This window comes from Massilia sp. CFBP9026 (genome assembly GCF_034045165.1).
GTDB lineage: Bacteria > Pseudomonadota > Gammaproteobacteria > Burkholderiales > Burkholderiaceae_D > Telluria > Telluria arenae.
On sequence record NZ_JAXCWH010000002.1, the window covers coordinates 393,703 to 413,336 of the forward strand.

A 19,634-nucleotide genomic window follows, 5' to 3' on the forward strand; every position below is an offset into this window, starting at 1 on the left:
CAGTGGTTTTTGCAAGCACTAATACGTAACCATTTTGTCAATAAATGGGGTGAGACTCGCATTGTTGCGACAAATCAAACACAATACACGTCATCCCCGCGCAGGCGGGGATCCAAGTTCTGCACCAACCGCTAGCGAAAACCGCAGTCACAGTGCATACGGATTGGGTTCCCGCCTGCGCGGGAACGACGTATCAACCTATAACCGAGGTGCCACCATGCGAATTCTGCTCGCCGAAGATGATAGCGTACTTGCCGACGGCCTGACGCGATCCCTGCGCCAGTCCGGCTACGCTATCGATTACGTCAAGAACGGCCAGGATGCCGACACCGCCCTCTCCACCCAGGAGTTCGACCTGCTCATCCTCGACCTCGGCCTGCCGAAGATGTCGGGGCTCGAAGTGCTGCGCCGCCTGCGCGCCCGCGCCTCGCTGCTGCCGGTCCTGATCCTCACCGCCGCCGATTCCGTCGAGCAGCGCGTGGAAGGCCTCGACCTGGGCGCCGACGACTACATGGCCAAGCCGTTCGCCCTGTCCGAACTCGAGGCGCGGGTGCGCGCCCTTACCCGCCGCGGCGCCGGCGGCGGCCCGACCGTGGTGCGCCACGGCCCGCTGGTCTACGACCAGGTCGGCCGCAGCGCCTACATCAACGACCAGATGCTCGACCTGTCGGCGCGCGAGCTCGGCCTGCTCGAGGTGCTGCTGGCGCGCACCGGCCGCCTGGTATCCAAGGAACAATTGGTCGACCATCTGTGCGAATGGGGAGAAGAAGTCTCGAACAACGCGATCGAGGTCTATGTGCACCGCCTGCGCAAGAAGATCGAGGTCGGCGGCGTGCGCATCGCCACCGTACGCGGCCTGGGCTACTGCCTCGAGAAGTTCTCCGAGGCCGCGGCGGCGGCCTTGGCCGAACGCGCCGCTGCAACGTCAGCGGCAACGGCAACCGTCGCCGACAGGTGAACGAACGCGACGCCGGTTTCACGGCCGGCCCCGAGTACACCCCGGCCACGACGGCCGAGCCGACCTACGTCCCGCCAAATCCAGAACCGGACGAGAACATCCGGCACTCGCTGTTCGGCGAGATCCTCGACTGGATGCTGGCCCCGCTGCTGCTGCTGTGGCCGATGAGCATCGCCATCACCTATCTCGTTGCCAAGTCGATCGCCAACCAGCCCTTCGACGATGCGCTCGAAGACCGGGTCACGGTGCTGGGCCAGCAGATCCGCAGCGTGGGCGGCAAGGCGGCCGGCCAGCTGCATCCGTCCGGCCGCGACATCCTGCGCGCCGACGACGTCGACAGCGTGTATTACCTGCTGGCCGGGCCCGACGGCGAGCTGCTGGACGGCGACCGCGACCTGCCGCGTCCGCGGATGGACGCGGCCGACGAGCATGCGCGCAGCGGCGCGGTCGAGTTCCGCAACGACAGCATCCATGGCACACCGATCCGGGTCGCCTACACCTATGTCAACCTCGACCCACTGCATGAACGTTCCCCGCAGCCGCCGCTCGAGCCGCCCCTTGCGCTGGTACAGGTGGCGGAGACGCTCGACAAGCGCGCGCACCTGGCGGGCGAGATCATCAAGGGCGTGATCCTGCCCCAGTTCATCATCCTGCCGGTGATCCTGGCGCTGGTCTGGTTCGCGCTGTCGCGCGGACTGACCCCGCTGGCCGAGCTGCAGCAGCGCATCCGCGCCCGGCCCCAGGACGACCTGTCGCCGATCGATCCGCGCCAGGTGCCGGAAGAGATCTCGCCGCTGGTCGGCTCCTTCAACGACATGCTCGAGCGCCTGGGCGAATCGATGGCGATGCAGAAGCGCTTCATTGCCGACGCCGCGCACCAGATGAAGACCCCGCTGGCCGGCATGCGCATGCAGTCCGAACTGGCCCTGCGCCAGCTCGACCCGGCCGAGATCCACCGCTCGCTGGAACAGCTGGCCAAGAGTTCGGAATCGGCCACGCGCCTGGTGAACCAGCTGCTGGCGCTGGCGCGCGCCGAAAACCAGCCGCAGGCCGGCCTGGCCTTCGCCGAGATCGACCTGCCGGTGCTCGCGCGCGAGACGGTGCGGGACTGGGTGCAAGCCTCCTTCGCGGGCGAGATCGACCTGGGCTTCGAGCCGCCGGCGGCCGACGAAGGCCCGGTCGTCATCGCCGGCCAGCCGCTGATGCTGCGCGAACTGCTGTCGAACCTGATCGACAATGCGCTGCGCTACACCCCGGCCGGCGGCAGCGTCACCGTGCGCGTGCGGCGCGACGGCGAGCGGGCGCTGCTCGAAGTCGAGGACACCGGCCCCGGCATCGCGCCCAACGAGCGCGAACGCGTGTTCGAGCGTTTCTACCGCATCCTGGGCAGCAATACCCAGGGCAGCGGCCTGGGCCTGGCGATCGTGCGCGAGATCGCGCAGCAGCACGGCGCTGAGATCGACATTTTCAACAACCCGCGCACGCAATCCAAGCGCTTCCCCGGCAGCCTGTTCCGCCTGACCTTCCCTCCTGTGCTCCATGAACCCGACGCCGCCCCCTGACCCCCACCAAGACGACGCGGCGCGCCGCCGCGCCGCCAACGCCACGCACTGGGAACGCACCCGCAAGATGACCCTGCTGCTGCTGGCGCTGTGGTTGGCGACCGGCTTCGGCACCGTGTTCTTCGCGCGCGAGCTGGCGCGCTTCGAGGTGTTCGGCTGGCCGCTGTCGTTCTATATGGCGGCGCAAGGCGCCTCGCTGGTGTCGCTGGCCATCATCGGCTTCTATGCCTGGCGCATGCGCCGGCTGGACCGCGACGCCGCCGCGCAAGCCAAGGCCGAGGTCGGAGCCGGGGCGGAGCCACGATGAGCGCCAAGCCACCCTATTTCAGCAAGCTGGCGCGCTACTATCTCTGGTACACCGGCTGCTTCGCGCTGTTCCTGATCGCCGTCGCCCTGCTCGAGCAGGAAGGCATGCCGCGCCTGTGGATCGGCCATCTGTTCATGTTCGCCACCATCGCCCTGTACGCGATCATCGGCGTGATCTGCCGCACCTCGAGCGTCACCGAATACTACGTCGCCGGACGGCGCGTGCCGGCCATGTTCAACGGCATGGCCACCGCCGCCGACTGGATCTCGGCGGCCAGCTTCATCAGCCTGGCCGGCGGCCTCTACCTGCAGGGCTTCGACGGCCTGGCCTTCATCATGGGCTGGACCGGCGGCTTCGTGCTGGTCGCGCTGCTGATCGCGCCTTATCTGCGCAAGTTCGCGCAATACACCGTGCCGGACTTTTTGGCGGCGCGCTACGGCGGCGGCGCCGGTGGACGCGGCGCCCCGGTGCGCGCGCTGGCGGTCGGCGCCACCATCCTGGTGTCGTTCACCTACGTGGTGGCGCAGATCTATGCGGTCGGCCTGATCGCTTCGCGCTTCACCGGCGTCGATTTCTCGATCGGGATCTTCCTGGGCCTGGCGAGCATCCTGGTGTGCTCGTTCCTGGGCGGGATGCGCGCCATCACCTGGACCCAGGTGGCGCAGTACATCATCCTGCTGGTCGCCTTCCTGATTCCAACGATGTGGCTGTCGGCCAAGCATGCCGACAACCCGATTCCCGCGGTGGCCTATGGCTCGCTGATGCCCAAGCTGACCGCGCGCGAGGCCGAACTGGCCAGAGACCCGCGCGAGGAACAGGTGCGCGCCGAGTTCCGCCGCAGGGCCGACGCCTACGCGGCGCGGGTCGATGCGCTGCCTGAATCGTGGGAGACCGGCAAGCTGGACGCCCAGCGCCAGCTGGCGGCGGCGCGCGCGCGCAATGCCTCGCTCACCGAGGTGCGCCAGGCCGAGCGCGCGCTGGCCACCTACCCCAACTCGGTGGACGAGGCGCGCTCGCAGTGGAGCGAGCGGCGCGACGCCAACCTGGCGCGCGCCCGGCCGCCCGAGCCGCACGCCGAACCCTTCCCCGGCGCCACCAAAGAGGAATCGGACAACCGCCGCAACAACTTCTTGGCGGTGGTGTTCTGCCTGATGTTCGGCACCGCGGCGCTCCCCCACATCCTGATGCGGGCCTACACCACGCCGTCGGTGAACGACACCCGGGTCTCGGTGTTCTGGACCCTGTTCTTCATCCTGCTGGTGTACCTGACGATTCCGGCGCTGGCGGTGCTGGCCAAGTACGACATCTATACCTCGCTGGTGGGGAGCGACTTCTCGTCGCTGCCCACATGGATCTCGTACTGGGCCAATGTGGACAAGGCCAATCCGCTGGTGAGCGTGGCCGACATCAACGGCGACGGCATCGTGCAACTGGCCGAATTCGCGATCGACGCCGACGTGCTGGTGCTGGCCACGCCCGAGATCGGCGGCCTGCCCTACGTCATCGCGGGCCTGGTCGCGGCCGGCGGCCTGGCGGCGGCGCTGTCGACCGCCGACGGCCTGCTGCTGGCGATCTCCAACGCGCTGTCGCACGACGTCTACTACAAGATGGTCAACCCGAGCGCCTCGACCCAGAAGCGGGTCACGATTTCCAAGCTGCTGCTGCTGGGGGTGGCCTTCATCGCCGCCTATGTGGCCTCGCAAAAGCCGGCCGACATCCTGTCGCTTGTCGCGGCGGCGTTCTCGCTCGCTGGTTCTACTTTGTTCCCGGTGCTGGTGCTGGGCGTGTTCTGGAAGCGCGCCAACCACCAGGGGGCGATCGCCGGCATGCTGGCCGGCTTCGCGGTCTGCCTGGTCTACATGCTGCGCGCGAGTCCAGCCCTGGGCGGCAACCTGGATGCCGCCTGGTTCGGCATCCTGCCGATGGCGGCCGGGGTATTCGGGGTGCCGGCCGGGCTGCTGACGATCGTCGCGGTGAGCCTGCTCACGCCCCGGCCCAGCCGCGGCAGCGAAGGCATGGTGGACTATATCCGGGCGCCGGAATGAGGATCACGTGGGCGACCTTCCAGCATACCACTACCGTGATTTGTAATACTTAGTGAAAAAATATTGTTGCGCAATGCAAACAATTACTTCCAAGTAACGGCACGAATGACGTATTCTTTCCCTGTTCGTATGCCTGGCGGGACGCCGGTATACGGCACCTTTTATCTGCAGCGTGAAGGGATGATATGGACGTATTTCTTGGAACAATAATGCCGTCGGCATTCGACTACGCGCCTTCAGGCTGGATGCCCTGCGACGGGCGTCTGCTGCAGGTGTCGCAATATACGGCACTGTTCTCGCTTATCGGCAGCAAATATGGCGGCAATGGGTCGACGACGTTCGGTTTGCCCGACCTGCGCGGCCGCGCTCTGGTCGGCAGCAGCCTGACGCCGCCGCCGCCGGCCCAGCAAGCCTTGAAGAATGGCCAGGTAGTCGGCAGTAATTCCACCGTTGCCAGGATCACTGGCGGCGCGAGCTTCATGCTCACCGCGGACAACCTGCCCGGCCACACACATGCAGTCAACATCGCATCCGAGCAGCTGGTCGCCACCTCTACCTTCCAGGTGACCAAGGACAGTGGCGTGGCCGATCCGACCGCCGGCGCCGCGCTTGGCACCGGCACCACGGGTGCCGCTCAGGCGTTTATCTATGCGGCGGGCGCCACGCCCGACGTCGCGCTGAACGCCGCCTCCATACAGACCACAGTGGCCGATGTCAGCGTCACCAGCACAAGCTCGGGCGGCGCAAGCCAGACCGCGGTCACGGCATCGATCGCGGCTTCTTCGATCACGCTCAGTTCCGTTCAGCCTTCGTGTGCAACCAATTTCATCATTTGCGTCGAGGGACTGTACCCGGATTTCCCCTGAGCGCGCACCGGCCTTGCGGCAGTACCAAGGCCGGCACCGCACACACTGGAAACGCAATGCACTCGACGACATATCAGGAATAAATATGGATAACGCGTTTATAGGGATGATCTTGCCGGTGGCATTCGATCGCGTCCCGAAAGGCTGGCTTCCTTGCGACGGACGCCTCATGCCCATCAACACCAACCAGGCGCTGTACACCCTGCTCGGAGTCCAATTCGGCGGCGACGGAAGAACCACGTTCGCCCTGCCCGACTTGCGCGGTCGCACCCCGATCGGCGCCAACCTGAGCGCCTTGCCCCTCAAACCCGATCAGACGAATGTGCGCCATGGCCAGTCGACGGGCGACTATGGATCGGAAGTGCCGGTGAACGGCACCGTGCAATTCGCGATCGACGCGGCGAACCTTCCGGCGCATACGCATGGCGTCACCATTCCGGCCGACAAGCTGGCGGCAAAGTCCACCATGCACGCGACAAAAACCGTGGGCGCCGCGGAGCCAGTCGACGGCGCGGCCCTTGGCAAGGGCGGCGCCGCTAATGGCCAGGCAGCCATCTATGCGACCGCCACGCCGAACGTTGCACTGTCCGATGCCAGCGTGAAGACCACGCTCAAGCCAGTCAGCGTCACCAGCGCAAGCACCGGTGCCGCTACCAAGATCAATGCGCCCTATGCGGGCAACCTGGGGTTCAGCGCCCTGCAGGAATCGATGGGCATCAACTTCATCATCTGCGTCAACGGCCTATTTCCTACGCGCAATTAACGAAACCAGTATCGCAGCGAATCGCATTTCCCGGCCTGGCTGGCGGCTGCTGTCGGCCGCGCAGCGCGCAACCGGCAGCACCTCGTGACAATTCTTAAAGGACTGGAATGGAAGTTTATATTGGAACAATCATGCCGGCAGCGTTCAATTTCGTGCCGCAGGGGTGGCTGCCATGCGATGGCCGCGTGGTGCCGATCACCAACTACATGGGGCTGTTCGGCACCATCGGTTTCATGTACGGCGGCGATGGAAAGGACAACTTTGCCTTGCCCGACCTGCGCGGCCGTGTGCAGATCGGCAGCAGCCTTTCGCCACCGCCTTCCGACCGGCTGGCGCTGACAACCGCCCAGTTGGTCGGCAAGCCGACCGTCAATGCCACTGCCAGCGGCACGATCGGCTTTGCGCTGAATGCGAGCAATCTTCCGGGGCATACCCATGAGGTCGACATCGCCGCCAAGGATCTGGTCGCCACATCCACGATGCGCGTGTCCAAGGCCAACGGGCAAGCAGTTCCAGTCACTGGCGCCGCGCTCAGCGCTGGCGCGGCTACCGCTGGCGGGCAGGCCGCCATCTATGCGCCAGCCACCGCGCCGGATATCCCATTGCAAGCCGACACCGTGCAGACCACGCTGGCGCCGGTCAGCGTCACCAGCGACAGCACCGGCAGCAACGCCGCCTCCCCTGTCGTGGCCGCAGTCGGCGCCAGCGCCACGTTTTCGACCCTGCAACCTTCCGTCGGTCTCAACTTCATCATCTGCTACGACGGTATCTTCCCGGTCAGATCGTGAAGCGAATGGCCAGCGCTCCGGCGCAGGCCATTCGCAACAACGTACAAGATAGACTCAGGCAATCAGGATCTCATACTGCGGTCCACCTCCCGGCACCCCGGCGCTGGACATCACCGGCGCCATGTTCAGCAGGTGTTCGCCCATGCCTGGATGCGCGATCCGGTAGTTGTCATGCGCCAGCACCACGCCGGGAGGGCCGTCGAAGATCAGCGACAACGGCGTGCGCAGGTGCTCGGGCAAGCCGCGGCGCGGATACTCGACGGCCTCGGCGAGTTTCAGAATCAAAGGACCATGCGAAGTCTGGACAGTGAAGTCCGTGCCGACCAGGGGCGCGAACTGTGCGAGAGAAAATTCCATAGAGTGATGTTTGTAGTTGCGGCGACGCAACCATGCAGGCATGATCACGCTGTCTTGTTTCAGGATGACGCATGTATACGCTACCTCACCCCCTGCTACTGCGCAACGCCGATGAAGACGATGCCGCCTTTGCACGCGCCCTGTACGCATCCACGCGCGACGACCTGCGCGCCCTGCCTTTGCCGCCGGCGATGGTCGACAACCTCATCGCCATGCAGCAGCAGGCGCATGAGCAGGGACGCCAGAGCGCATTCCCCGATGCCGAGGTATTGATCCTGGAGCACGCTGGCGAACCCGCCGGCCGTATCGTATTCGACACCGCCGGCGCGCACTGGCGCCTGGTCGACCTGGCCCTGTTGCCGGCACAGCGCGGGCGCGGCCTGGCGCACACCGCCCTGCTCGCCTTGCAGCAGCGCGCCGAACTGCGCGGCGCCAGCATCGGTCTTTCCGTGATGCGCACCAACGCCATTGCCCTGGCCCTGTACCAGCGTACCGGTTTCGCGATCGTGGACAGCGACGAACTGCGCCACGAAATGCGCTGGCAACCGGCATGAGCGGCGTGCCGGACGAAGTCACGCGCTGGCTGCGGCTGGCGCCCGCATTCGACGTCGACCGCCTGCGCGCCGACCTGGACACCGTGCTGGCCATGCATTGGCAAGCCCATTACAACGACCAGGCCCATCAAGGCAGCTGGACCAGCATCGCATTGCGCTCGAGCAGCGGGCGCCCGGACGACATCCATGCCGGCGACGGGCCTGGATTCACCGACACGCCGTTGCTGCTGCGCTGTCCCTATCTGCGCCAGGTGATCGACAGCTTCGCCTGCGACAAGCAGTCGGTGCGCCTGATGGCGCTGGGCGCGGGCGCACGCATCAAGCCGCATCGCGACCCCGGCGGCGCTTTCGAAGATGGCCTCGCGCGGCTGCACGTCCCGATCGCCACCGATCCGGCCGTGCTGTTCACGCTCGACGGCGATGACGTGCATTTCGGCGCCGGCGCCACCTGGTACATGAATGCCAGCTGCCTGCATGCGGTGCGCAACGACAGTGGGCATGTGCGCGTCCACCTGGTGCTCGACTGCGTGCCCAATCCCTGGCTGCGCACGCTGTTCGAGGATGCGGGATGGCGGGCTCCGCCAGCGCCGAAGTATGGCGATCCCGCCATCACCGATGCCAATGTCGATGATGTGATCAGCCAGTTGCACGCGCTTGGCACACCGGCGGCCGAGGCCATGGCAACCCGGCTAACATATCTGGCTTTAAAGTCGTGACTTCAAGGAAACTTCGATGCTAGGATGCTCCAACGCGCATCAGGGCGTCGAGCGATGCGCGCCACGAAGCGGCAATACGAACCGCACTACTCCAAATAATGTGCAAGTCTGAAAAAAGGGGATGTCAATGGATGCATTTATGGGAACGATCATGCCGGTCGCATTTACCTACGCACCGCGCGGCTGGATGCTGTGCCAGGGCCAGCTAATCTCGATCCAGCAGAACTCGGCGCTGTTCGCGCTGCTCGGCGTCCAGTATGGTGGCGATGGCGTCTCAACCTTCGCCCTGCCCGACCTGCGCGCCCGCACTCTGGTAGGCATGGGCGCGTCGCCGATCGGTATGACCGTGCTCCAGGCGCAGCAATTTGGCACCCCCAATGCGACGGCGCAGTCGACCGGCGTGGCCAGCGTGACGCTCAGCGCGGCAAACCTGCCCCCGCACAATCACACGGTGACGATCGCCGGTGACCAGTTCGGCGCCACGTCGACCATGCATGCCTGCTCGACCGGACCCGGCGCCGGCGCTCCGCTTGCAAACTGCGCACTGGGTGGTTCTGGAAGTGGCGGTGCTGCCGCCAACATTTATGTCACCGGCAAGACCCTTGACGTGACGATGGACCCGGCGAGTGTGACCACCACGGTCACCGGCAGCGTCACCGCCACCACGAACAATTCCGGCGTCGCCCCGACTCCGGTCCAGGTCCCCTTCGCCACCCAGACCACGCTCAGCGTGCTGCAGCCCTCGCTCGGCATGAATTTCATTATCTGCGTCTCGGGCATTTACCCAGCGCGCAACTAAGCGATGACGCAGCCTGGATCGGTACTAAGGCATGACAGCTGGCTGCGCTGGCCCATGGTCGATCCCGGCACGCTCGATTCGCTGCGCGACTGGTTTCCGATCGCACTGGACGGCGCTGAGGTCGGCTGGCGGTACCTTCCCGGCCGCTTCACGGCGCCCTTTTTCGCGGATACCCTGACCGCGCAGGAGCGCGCCGAACGGCGCGTCTGCCGCACACCGCATGACTGGCTCGAACGCACCGGTCCGGCCATCCCTCCCAGCGCCTTTGTGTTTCACGCGTCGCGCTGCGGCTCGACCCTGCTGTCCCAGATGCTGGCCAGCCTGCCGCAATGCGTGGTGCTGTCCGAGCCGCCCGTCATCGACGATTTCCTCATTCGCTACGGCGCTGCACCGCAGGAAATGGCCGTTCCCGGCCTGCGCCGCCTGCTGCACGCGCTCGGCCAGCGGCGGCATGGAGAAACCCACTTCATCGTCAAGCTCGACAGCTGGCACCTGCCGCACCTGCCGCTGCTGCGCGCCGCCTTTCCAGAGACGCCATTCTGGTTCCTGTACCGCGAGCCGCGCGCCATCCTCGAATCGCACCAACGCCAGCGCGGGCCGCAGATGGTGCCCGGCCTGGTATTGCCGGCCGAATTCGGCGCCGGCCTGGCGCCGGGCGATCTCGATGGCTGGTCCGCGCGCGTGATCGCGCACCTCTTCGAGCACGCCCTGGCCCAAGCCGGCGAACTGCGCCTGCTCGACTACCGGCAGTTGCCGTCGATCGTCTGGGATACGCTGCTGGACGAACTCGGCATCGCCTGCACGCCCGAGCAGCTCGCCACCATGCGCAAGCGCGCGAGCTTTCACGCCAAGTCGGGTGGCGCGCCGTTCGCCGGCGATCCACCCGCATCGACGACAACGGCGCCGCATCTGCTCGAGATGCTGGCGCCGCTGTATGCGCAGCTGGAAGCGCTGCGCGTGGGCCGGGAACGCGGCGCCTGAGGCGCCGCCACTAGCCGCCTTACACCTGGAAGTCCCAGTCCAGCGCGGCGCGCTGGAAGCCCACCATCTCGGCCGATTCGACGAAGCTGGTGGCGACCTGCTCCAGGCTCATGCCGCGCTCCTCCATCGCCGCCCGCCAATAGGCCAGCCCCTGGGCGTCCGCTGCGCGGTTGAACAGCGCCTGGTACAGCAGGCCGATGTCGTTGGCGGCGTCGCCATTGAAGTCGCCATGCTGCGCCACGCGCTCGCTCGATGCGATCAGTTCCAGCGCGATCGTGCCCCAGCTGACGCCGTGATCGCGGTGATCGGCCCAGAACTCGAAACCGTACAGGTCGGCCTGGCGCCCGAACACGGTCTGGTACATGCCGGCCAGCGTGGTGAGGCCGGCGCCGTTCTCGACCGCGACGTTGCCGTCGCCAAAGCGCAGTTCCTCGACGTTGACCACCAGTGCTTTCGCATCCGGCGCCGCCTTGCTGCTGACGACGAGGTAGCCGTTGTGCGCCTCGATGTCGTAGTCGGCGCGCGCGCCCGCGAAGCTGGCCGCGTCGCCGCCCTGGCCGCCGTGCAGCGTGGTGACACCGCTGGCCGCAGCCTGCTGTGCGCTGGCGCGTCCGCTGGCCGAACCCGGATCCACGGGCGCGCCCGCGGCGATGCTGAGCAGGTCGCTGCCACCGCCGGCGAACACGCCGTTGTCGTTGCCCATCAGGACCGTGAAGTGCTGGCTGGCGCCGTCCCCGGACAGGATGGCGCCATTGCTGCCGGTGTACACCGTCGCTGCGCCGATCAGGGCGGCGAAGTCGACATCGGCCAGTTGGATGGACGCGCCGTTTGCCAGGCCCGCGGTTTCGATCACCAGCGCGGTGCCTTGGACCCCGGACGGATTGAAACCGGTCAGGACCAGCGCATCGGTCGTGCCCGGATTGCTGACCGGTTTGACGGTATGCACCAGCAGCGAGCTGTAGCTCAGGCCCTGCAGGAACGAAGTGCCGTTCTGGACCAGGTGGCCCTGGTCATCCGGTGCGTGGGTCGGGGTGGCCGCCTTGATCGAGGCGATCAGGAATGCCAGCCCGCTGGTGGCGCCGACGCTGGCGCCGCTGGACGACAAGCCGTAGCCGACCGGCAACTGTGCCAGCAACTGCGTCTGGCCGCCGCTGGAAGCCAGCGGGATGTCGGCCAGGCTGGCCTGGCCGTCGGTCTCGTTGCGCCCGCTCGTGACGATCGGCACGGCGACCGTGGTGCCGCGCACGCCGCCCGGCAGGGTGACGGTGGTGGTGGTCACTGGCATGCCGTCGATCACCGCGGGTGGATTGGGTTGCGGATTCGGTTCCGGATTCGATACCGTGACCGTCAGCTGGAATGGATCGCTCTTCGCCGATTCATTGCCGGCCTTGTCATTCTGGGTCACGCTCAGGGTGTAGGTGCCGCCGCCCAGCGCGACGTCGATGCTCCACAGGCCGTCGGCATTGGCCTGGGCCGAGCCGATCCGCAGGTTGCCGTTGTACAGGTAGACCATGGCGCCCGGATCCGCGCCGCCACCCTCGATGACCTGGGTGGTGCTCTCGGTGCGGCCGTCGCCTTTCTCGCCGGTGTCGCTGTCGGCGGCCAGCTTCGGCACGGCCGGCGCGTCCGGGGCCTTGGTGTCGATCGCCAGCGCCGGCGTCACGCCGTTGGTGCCCAGGTTGCCGGCCAGGTCGGCATAGCTGCTGGCAGCGACCGTGATGCTGGCGTTGCCTTCGAAACCGTCGGCCGGCGTGAACGTGGCCGTGCGCGTGGCGCCGCTGCCGCTGATCGCCGACAGGGCGCCGCCGCTCACCACCACGTCGCCCGCCGCGCCGTTCCAGGTGAAGGTTGCGCCCGGATCTTCGCTGAACGTGAAGGTGATGGTCGCGCTCTCGCCGCGCTTGAGTGCGCTCACATTGCTGGTGATCGTCACGCCCGGCGCCAGGGTGTCCAGACGGTAGTCCCGCGTATATTCCTCGCCCGGGTTGCCGATGGCGTTGACCACCCGCACCGCGACGGCCTCCTCGCCCGCGACCAGCGTGGCCGCGATCGACCAGCCGTTTGCATCGATGCTCGCGCGGCTCCAGTGCTTGCCGCCGTCGACCGACACTTCGACGTATTCGCCGGCCTTCAGTTGTGCATCGAGCTCGCCGCTGATGGTCTGCGCCGCGGTCCTGGTGACGAGGTCGGTATTGGAAGCGCCGGTGTCGGCGGAAAACTTCAGGCTGGTCGCCGTGGTCGTCGGCGCATCGGTGATGATCTCGACCTTGAGCGGATCCGATGCCGGGCCCTCATTGCCGAAGGCATCGGTCGCGATGGCGGTAATATCGTATTTGCCTTGCTCGAGCACCTTGCTGGTAATGCTCCAGACGCCGCCGGTCGCGACGGCCGAGCCGATCTCTTCGTCGCCTGCGAACAGCCTGACCGTGACGCCCGCTTCGGCCGTGCCGCTGAAGGTCGGGGTGGTGTCCCCGGTGATGTCGTCCTCATCCGAGGTGCCGGTGTCCGACGCCGGATCCAGGTCGGGGACCGAAGGCGCTCCCGGCGCCCTGGTGTCGAACGCCAGTGTCGGGGCGATGCCGGGGCCGCCATTATTGCCCGCCCGGTCGGTATAGGAGCCGGCGCCGATCGTGATGCTGGCGGTGGTGGCGTTGACGTCGTCGGTCGGGGTGAACGTGGCGCTGAACGTCAGGCCGTCCTTCTCCAGCGCGCCCAGCGTGCCGCCGACGACCGTGATGTCTTCGCGCGTGAAAGTGGCGCCCGGGTCTTCACTGAAGGTAAAGGTGATGGTGGCGGTTTCGCCGATCTTGAGCTTGTCGACGTTGCTGGTGATCGTCACGGTCGGTGGGGTGGTATCGATCGTGATTTCCTGGCCCGGGACCAGCGCGCTCGCATTGCCGTTGACGTCGACCGCCCTGGCGCTGATCGTGTGCTTGCCGTTGGCCAGGTTGGCGACCGGCGCGATCGACCAGGCGCCGTTGACGGCGGTGCCGCTGCCGATCACATTGTCCATGGCGTCGTACAGGGTCACCGTGGCGCCGGACTCGGCGCTGCCGGTGAAGGTCGGCCTTGGATTGGCGGTGACCCCGTCTGCTGCCGACCAGCCAGTGTCGCTGGCAGCGGCCAGGACCGGCGCACTGGTCTCGGGCCGCTTGGTATCGAAGGTCAGCGATGCCGGCACGGCGGCCACGCTCTCATTGCCGGCCAGGTCGGTGAACAGGCCGCCGTCGAGCGAGATGCTGGCCGTGCCGTTATTGGTGTCGGCAGCCGGCGTGAACACCGCGGTCCATACCAGCCCCGCGCCATCGAATCCGGACAGGGTGCCGCCACTGACCTTGATGGCTTCCTCGGTGAATGTCGCGCCCGGCGCGTCGCTGAACGTGAAGGTGATGATGGCGGTCTCGTCGGCCTTGAGCGCCGGCTTGTCGCTCTCGATCCTGACGGTCGGTGCGTCGGTGTCGAGCACGTAGTCGTATGACTCGACCGGGCCCGCATTGCCGATGGCATTGACGACCTGCACCTCGACCTCCTTGGCGCCCTGCGCGAGGGTGGTGTCGAGCGTCCAGCCAGTGGTGCCCGTAACGATCGTGGCTTCCTGCCAGCTGCCGCCGGCAACACGGACCTGGACCTTCTCGCCGGCGCCGAGGGCGGCGGACAACTCGCCCTGCAGCAATTGGGCCGCGACATTGGTGATGCGGTCGCCGGGAAGGCCGCTGTCGGTCTCCAGGCTGAAGCTCAGGTTGGTCGTCGTCGGCGCGGCTGTGATGATCGTGACGTCGAGCGCATCCGAGGCCACGCCCTGGTTGCCGGCGAGGTCGGTTGCCCTGACCGTGAAGGCGTAGCTGCCGCCCTCCAGCGCCTCGTCGACCGTGACGCTCCACTTGCCGTCGGCGCCGGCCTTGGCGGTGCCGACGGCTTGGCCATCGGCGTACAGGGTGATGGTCGCATCCTTCTCGGCGGTGCCGGTGAAGGTGGGCATGGTGACGCCGGTGATGTTGTCCTGATTGTCGTCGCCGCTGTCCGACGCATCCGTCAGGTCGGGGGTGGACGGCTTGCCTGGCGCTGCCGTATCGAGTTCATAGGCATGGCTGAACGGCGTGCCGCCGTTGCCGGCGGCGTCGAACACGCGCACCCACAGCGTGCCCGTGCCTTCGATCTGCACGCTGGCGAGCGACCAGCTGTCGCCTCCCGCGCCGACAACCGCTGGCGAGTACGTCACGCCATTGTCGATCGACACGCCGACCCACTCGCCGCCCGCGAGCGGCGCCGTGAGCGTGCCGGACACAGTCTGGTTCGCAATGCGCGTGATGAAGTCGCCTGCGACGCCGGTGTCGTCCGAGAACGCCACGTTGTCGACGCCGGCCGTGGGCGGGGTGAAATCGATCGTGAGCGAAGTGCCGCTGGACGCGGCGCTCACGTTGCCGGCGACGTCGACCGCCTCGGCGGTGATGGTGTAGGTGCCATTGTCGAGCTCATTGGCCGCGACCGACCAGCTGCCATTGGCGGCGGCGACAACGCTGCCGATGGGCTGGCCGTCAGCGTACAGCTTGACCGTGGCGCCGCCTTCGACGCTGCCAGTCTCACCGTAGAAGGTCGGGGTGCGGTCGTTGGTGATCGTATCGGCCTTCGATCCGCTATTGCTGTCGGCGTGCAGCAGCGGCGCCTGCGGCTGGTCGGGCGCCACGCGGTCGACCGTGAGCGCCAGCACTGGAGAAGCACCGCCCGTGTTGCCCGCCTTGTCGGTGGCGCGGGCGGTGATCGCGTGCGATCCATGGGCCAGCGGCAGGTCGATCGACCAGCTGCCGTCGAGGTTGGCGGTCGTGCTTGCGCCCGGGATCGCGACGCCGCCGCTGTACAGCGTGATCACGCTGCCGCCTTCGGCGCTGTTGGCTGCGCCGCCGATGGTCTGGGTGGCCGCATTGGTGATGTTGTCGTTCTTGACGCCGCTATCGCTGCCGGTCGCCAACACTGGCAGCGTCGGCGCGCCCGGCGCGACGGTGTCGATGACCAGGGAGAGCGGGTTGGAGGCGATGCTGGCGTTGCCGGCCTCGTCGCTGGCCACGACGGTGACCTGGTAGCTGGCGCTGGCCAGCGCGCTGCTGGTGGCGTTCCAGCTGCCGTCGGCATTCGCGGTGGTCTGGCCGATCAGGGTGGCCCCGGCGTAGACACGCACCGTGGCGAGTCCTTCGACGCTGCCGGCGCCGCCGGAGAATGTCGGGGTGCTGTCGCTGGTGATGTTGTCGCCCACGACGCCGGTGTCGCTGGCTGCTTGCAGGACCGGCTGTGCCGGCTTGCCTGGCGCCAGTGTGTCGAAGGTGATCGACGGCGAGGAGCCGGCGCCGCCGTTGTTACCGGCTGCGTCCGTGTATCTGCCGGCTTCCACGGTGATGCTGGCCACGCCGTTATTCACGCCGTCGGTCGGTGTGAAGGTGGCGGTCCAGGACCTGCCATTGCCGCTATCGGTCAGGTTGCCGAGCGTGCCCCCGCTGACCTGGACGTCGCTGCGCTCGAAGCCATTGACCTGTTCGCTGAACGTGAAGGTGATGACCGCGGTCTGGCCGATCTTGAGCGGACCGGGGACGTTGCTGGAGATGGCCAGCGTCGGCGCCAGGGTATCGATGACGATGGCCTTGCCGCCACCAAGTGAGTCCGCAGTATTCAGGGCAGGCAGGACCAGCGACGCATCGGCGCCGCCGTTGCTTCCCTTGATGGTGGCGCCACCAAGGCTGAGCGAACCGGTGCTGAAGTAATTGAGGTCGGTGCTGCTGTCACCGGGCTGGACCGTGTATTTGAAGGTCAGGGTATTGCTGCCGGTACCGCCGGCGTATACCGCGAGACGATCGGTGGCACCGGTCTCGAGCTGCAGAGTCGGAATGCCGCCGGCCACGCTCACCGCCTGGTCGAAGGTAATGGTCACGAAGATGTCCTGGCCAACCCCGTAGGCGCCGTTCGCGTTGGTGGACGAGACCGAGGTGACCACCGGCGCTGTTGGGCCTGCCAGTTTGATGTCCGATACCACGAAGTCGTCGATGTACAGCATAGACATCAGGCCGCCGAACGACGATTCGTCGGCAGTCAGCGTCAGCTTGGCAATGCCAACCAAATTCAGGAACGACACATCGACGTAGGCGACTTCGTCGCCGGTGTGGACCGTATCGAAGATTGTTGGGGCTCCCACCCGGTCGCCCTTGGCGTCGTAGGCCTGGAAAATCAGCTTCTGCGCCTGGAATTGGGTAATGCCATTGGCGATCCTGATCGAATTGGGCGTGAATACCTTGTCGGCGCCGAACGAGAAGGTCAGCATCGTCTCATACTTGCCCTGGACGTCATTCCCCACGTAGCCGTAGTCATAGAACGCGACATCGCGGGTTTGTCCGTCGATGGTCAACTGATAGTTGCTGTCGCCGCCGACGTTATAGACGACATCGTAGTTCGCGTTCGCGTTCGCGTACACTTGCGTACCGGTGCTGTCGAAGTTCGCGGCGGTGCTGAAGTCGATGGTGGCGCTGGAAATGGCCAGGGTGTGCTGGTACAGCGCCGCCAGCGCCGGATCGACCAAGGCCGCCGTCTCGATGTCGCCGCTGTTGATCTCCAGCCGCCAGTCGCCGCCGAGCGCTGCGTTGCCGGTCAGGTCATCCGACGCCGCGACGTCGGCGCCGGTCGCGATCGCCAGCTGATCGACCAGCGCCTGGCCGGCACCGGCGCCGACCTTGCAGCCATACAGCAGGATGTCGGCGCCTTCGGCCAGGCTGGCGCCGATCGCCTGCAGCAGCGCACCGTTGGCGGGCAGGTTGGCGCCGTCGATGGTCGTCGAACCCAATGCGATGCGTCCTTCGGCGCCATGCGAAATGATGTGCAGGGCATCGATGCCTGTACGCCCCGCCAACGCGTCGGCGATCTGCCGCAACCCGTCCTGGCCCGAGTCCAGGATCACAATCTCCTTGTCCGCGCCGAAGCCGCGGACCAGCACCTCGATATCCGGCACCTGATCGTCGATGAAGACGATTTCCTTGCGCGCGGCGGCAATTGCCAATTCCGGCACGGTCTGGCTGGAAACGGCGACGTCGATGGCCGGGTTCGGGGTCGATGCGATGAACAATTCGCCGAGGGCGGCCTGTTGCTGTTTGGACGTCATGCTTGTTTTCCTTGTTGTGCGCTCTGCGGCGCGATCACGTTGGCGGCGCTGCCGGCCGTATCGGTCCAGAAGGACATCTTGTTGAATCGGTCAAATAAATCGGGCGGGATGATGGTCTGGCGCGGCTTGTACTCCACGCGCGCGCGCACCTTGTGCAGCCCCGGCGCGCCGAGCCGGGTATCGAATTCCTCGGCGTCATACTCGACGTTGTCGAAGTCGTGCTCGAAATGCGGTTCGCCCAGGAAGTCATACACCAGCGGCATGACCTTGGCCGGCGCGCGCGCCAGCAGCTCGTAGTCGACCAGCAGCAGCGACGACGCATGCTCGCCATAGAAGGCTTCGCGCAATGCGGCCCAGGGATGGCCGACGGTGCCGTCGTGCTGGCCCAGGCCTTCCAGGCGGCTGGTCACGGTGCCGCGCGCGCCGGCGCTGCCGAACAGGCGCGTGTGTTCATACGGATTGGCGCGGTACAGGCGCTCGAAGCTGTCCATGATCCAGGCCACGCTGCGCACGCAGGCGATCACTTTCGCTTCTGGGAACAGGTCACGCACCAGCGGCATGCGCGCACACCAGGAGCGGCTGGTGTCGAACACGACCTCGCGCCCGGCGTCCGAGTAATACGCATCGAACAGGCCGCGCAGCAGTGCGCGGCGCTTGTCGCGGCTGACGACGGACGCGAACTCGCTGCCGGCGCTGACCTGGCCCAGCACCGCATTGCAGAGCGATGAGACAGGACTGCTCATGCCGGCATGGAAGCGCGGATTCTGCAGCAGGATGCCCGACAACAAGGTCGAGCCGGAGCGCGGCAGGCCAGAAATGAAATGGAACTTGCGCTCTTGAACGGCAATGCTAGAAGTCATGAGGAAGCAGGCGGACGCGACAGGCATCCTGTGACCGAAATATGCTTGATGATCCTAGAAAAATAGCTGCGCAGCAACGAATTCCGCAGATCCAGCAGTTATTTTCTGTACTTTCAGTACGAATTTGTTGGTTTTTGTACCCGCCCATCAATGTAAGTGGGTGACAAACTATCAAGACGTGAGAGTTGGTGAGATTCACCCTGGCAACAAATGCACCCGGCCGCTGCTGCGGGCCTACCGCGGGGTCGACGAACGCCGGGCGCCCGTTCAGGCGGCGCGGACGATTCCGCGCCGCGCGAGTTCTTCCAGAAGCCTGGCGACTTCCTCGCCCACCGTCGAGGCGGCGCTGTCGACCAGCACCTCGGGCGCTTCCGGCGCCTCATAGGGCGAGGATATGCCGGTGAATTCCGGCAACTGGCCGGCGCGCGCCTTGCGGTACAGGCCCTTGGGGTCGCGCTCTTCGCATACGGCAAGCGGGCAGCGGCAATACACTTCGATGAAGTGCGGCGCCGGCACCAGCCGGCGCGCGCGGTCGCGGTCGACGCGCAGCGGCGAAATCGCCGATACGATCACGATCTGGCCGCTTTCGCAGAACAGGCGCGCGACCTCGCCGATACGGCGGATGTTTTCGGAACGTTCGGGAAGGGAGAAGCCGAGGTCGGCGCACAGGCCGCCCCGCACCTTATCGCCGTCGAGCACGAACACATTGCAGCCGCGCTCGAACAAGGCCCGCTCGGCGGCTTCGGCCAGCGTGGTCTTGCCTGCACCGGACAGGCCGGTGATCCAGACCACCGCCCCGCGGTGTCCCAGGCGCGCGCGCCGTTCATCGGCATCGATAACGACACCCGCTCCATGGCGTGAACAAGAAACGTCAAATGGTTGGCTCATGGTATTCGGCAACGACGATGGTCATGCTGGATGACCGGCGGAGCCGATCGACTCA

15 protein-coding genes are annotated in these 19,634 nt (G+C 66.4%); 11 read left to right on the top strand and 4 right to left on the bottom strand.

Annotated elements, in window-relative coordinates; genetic code table 11:
* The first annotated feature begins 217 nt into the window (after positions 1-217).
* From SOM28_RS05895 to SOM28_RS05925, 7 genes are all read left to right on the top strand, one after another.
* Positions 218-958 carry a response regulator transcription factor gene (locus SOM28_RS05895; protein ID WP_320467525.1) on the top strand — a complete coding sequence of 247 codons (741 nt, stop codon included), beginning with the start codon at positions 218-220 and terminating at the stop codon, positions 956-958.
* Entirely contained in the window at positions 955-2,520 is a 1,566-nt protein-coding gene (locus SOM28_RS05900) for a sensor histidine kinase (protein ID WP_320467526.1), read from the top strand. The genes SOM28_RS05895 and SOM28_RS05900 overlap by 4 nt, the downstream gene beginning before the upstream one ends.
* Positions 2,498-2,827, top strand: a complete 330-nt coding sequence (locus SOM28_RS05905; protein WP_320467527.1) for a DUF4212 domain-containing protein — start codon at positions 2,498-2,500, stop codon at positions 2,825-2,827. The genes SOM28_RS05900 and SOM28_RS05905 overlap by 23 nt, the downstream gene beginning before the upstream one ends.
* Positions 2,824-4,872 (top strand): sodium:solute symporter family protein, encoded by a 2,049-nt coding sequence (locus tag SOM28_RS05910; RefSeq protein WP_320467528.1) that lies wholly within the window; start codon positions 2,824-2,826, stop codon positions 4,870-4,872. The genes SOM28_RS05905 and SOM28_RS05910 overlap by 4 nt, the downstream gene beginning before the upstream one ends.
* Positions 4,873-5,081: 209 nt before the next feature.
* On the top strand, positions 5,082-5,738 hold the full coding sequence (locus SOM28_RS05915) for a phage tail protein (protein WP_320467529.1): 657 nt from the start codon (positions 5,082-5,084) through the stop codon (positions 5,736-5,738).
* A gap of 106 nt (positions 5,739-5,844) precedes the next feature.
* Complete coding sequence (locus SOM28_RS05920) at positions 5,845-6,501, top strand: phage tail protein (RefSeq protein WP_320467829.1); 657 nt, start codon at positions 5,845-5,847, stop codon at positions 6,499-6,501.
* A gap of 131 nt (positions 6,502-6,632) precedes the next feature.
* On the top strand, positions 6,633-7,289 hold the full coding sequence (locus SOM28_RS05925) for a phage tail protein (protein WP_320467530.1): 657 nt from the start codon (positions 6,633-6,635) through the stop codon (positions 7,287-7,289).
* Between the two features lie 54 nt (positions 7,290-7,343).
* On the opposite strand, the gene SOM28_RS26300 is transcribed toward SOM28_RS05925, so the two are convergent.
* Positions 7,344-7,796 (bottom strand): DUF6916 family protein, encoded by a 453-nt coding sequence (locus SOM28_RS26300; RefSeq protein ID WP_414675146.1) that lies wholly within the window; start codon positions 7,794-7,796, stop codon positions 7,344-7,346.
* Here SOM28_RS26300 and SOM28_RS05935 point away from each other — a divergent pair.
* The 4 genes from SOM28_RS05935 (at position 7,718) to SOM28_RS05950 (ending at position 10,696) form a co-directional block, all read left to right on the top strand.
* Positions 7,718-8,200 carry a GNAT family N-acetyltransferase gene (locus SOM28_RS05935; RefSeq protein ID WP_123069045.1) on the top strand — a complete coding sequence of 161 codons (483 nt, stop codon included), beginning with the start codon at positions 7,718-7,720 and terminating at the stop codon, positions 8,198-8,200. The genes SOM28_RS26300 and SOM28_RS05935 overlap by 79 nt on opposite strands.
* On the top strand, positions 8,197-8,916 hold the full coding sequence (locus SOM28_RS05940) for an aspartyl/asparaginyl beta-hydroxylase domain-containing protein (protein WP_123069044.1): 720 nt from the start codon (positions 8,197-8,199) through the stop codon (positions 8,914-8,916). Before SOM28_RS05935 ends, SOM28_RS05940 begins: the two co-directional genes overlap by 4 nt.
* A gap of 127 nt (positions 8,917-9,043) precedes the next feature.
* Entirely contained in the window at positions 9,044-9,715 is a 672-nt protein-coding gene (locus SOM28_RS05945) for a phage tail protein (RefSeq protein ID WP_183407380.1), read from the top strand.
* Positions 9,716-9,718: 3 nt separating this feature from the next.
* The gene (locus SOM28_RS05950; RefSeq protein WP_320467531.1) at positions 9,719-10,696 is read left to right on the top strand and encodes a hypothetical protein; all 978 of its coding nucleotides are present in this window, start codon (positions 9,719-9,721) and stop codon (positions 10,694-10,696) included.
* A 19-nt stretch (positions 10,697-10,715) separates the two neighbouring features.
* On the opposite strand, the gene SOM28_RS05955 is transcribed toward SOM28_RS05950, so the two are convergent.
* From SOM28_RS05955 to cysC, 3 genes are all read right to left on the bottom strand, one after another.
* Positions 10,716-17,831, bottom strand: coding sequence for an Ig-like domain-containing protein (locus SOM28_RS05955; protein ID WP_320467532.1), 7,116 nt, complete (start codon positions 17,829-17,831; stop codon positions 10,716-10,718).
* Positions 17,828-18,691, bottom strand: coding sequence for a sulfotransferase (locus SOM28_RS05960; protein ID WP_320467533.1), 864 nt, complete (start codon positions 18,689-18,691; stop codon positions 17,828-17,830). Before SOM28_RS05960 ends, SOM28_RS05955 begins: the two co-directional genes overlap by 4 nt.
* 267 nt (positions 18,692-18,958) lie before the next feature.
* Positions 18,959-19,579 (bottom strand): adenylyl-sulfate kinase, encoded by a 621-nt coding sequence (gene cysC / locus SOM28_RS05965; protein ID WP_320467534.1) that lies wholly within the window; start codon positions 19,577-19,579, stop codon positions 18,959-18,961.
* Between the last annotated feature and the right edge of the window lie 55 nt (positions 19,580-19,634).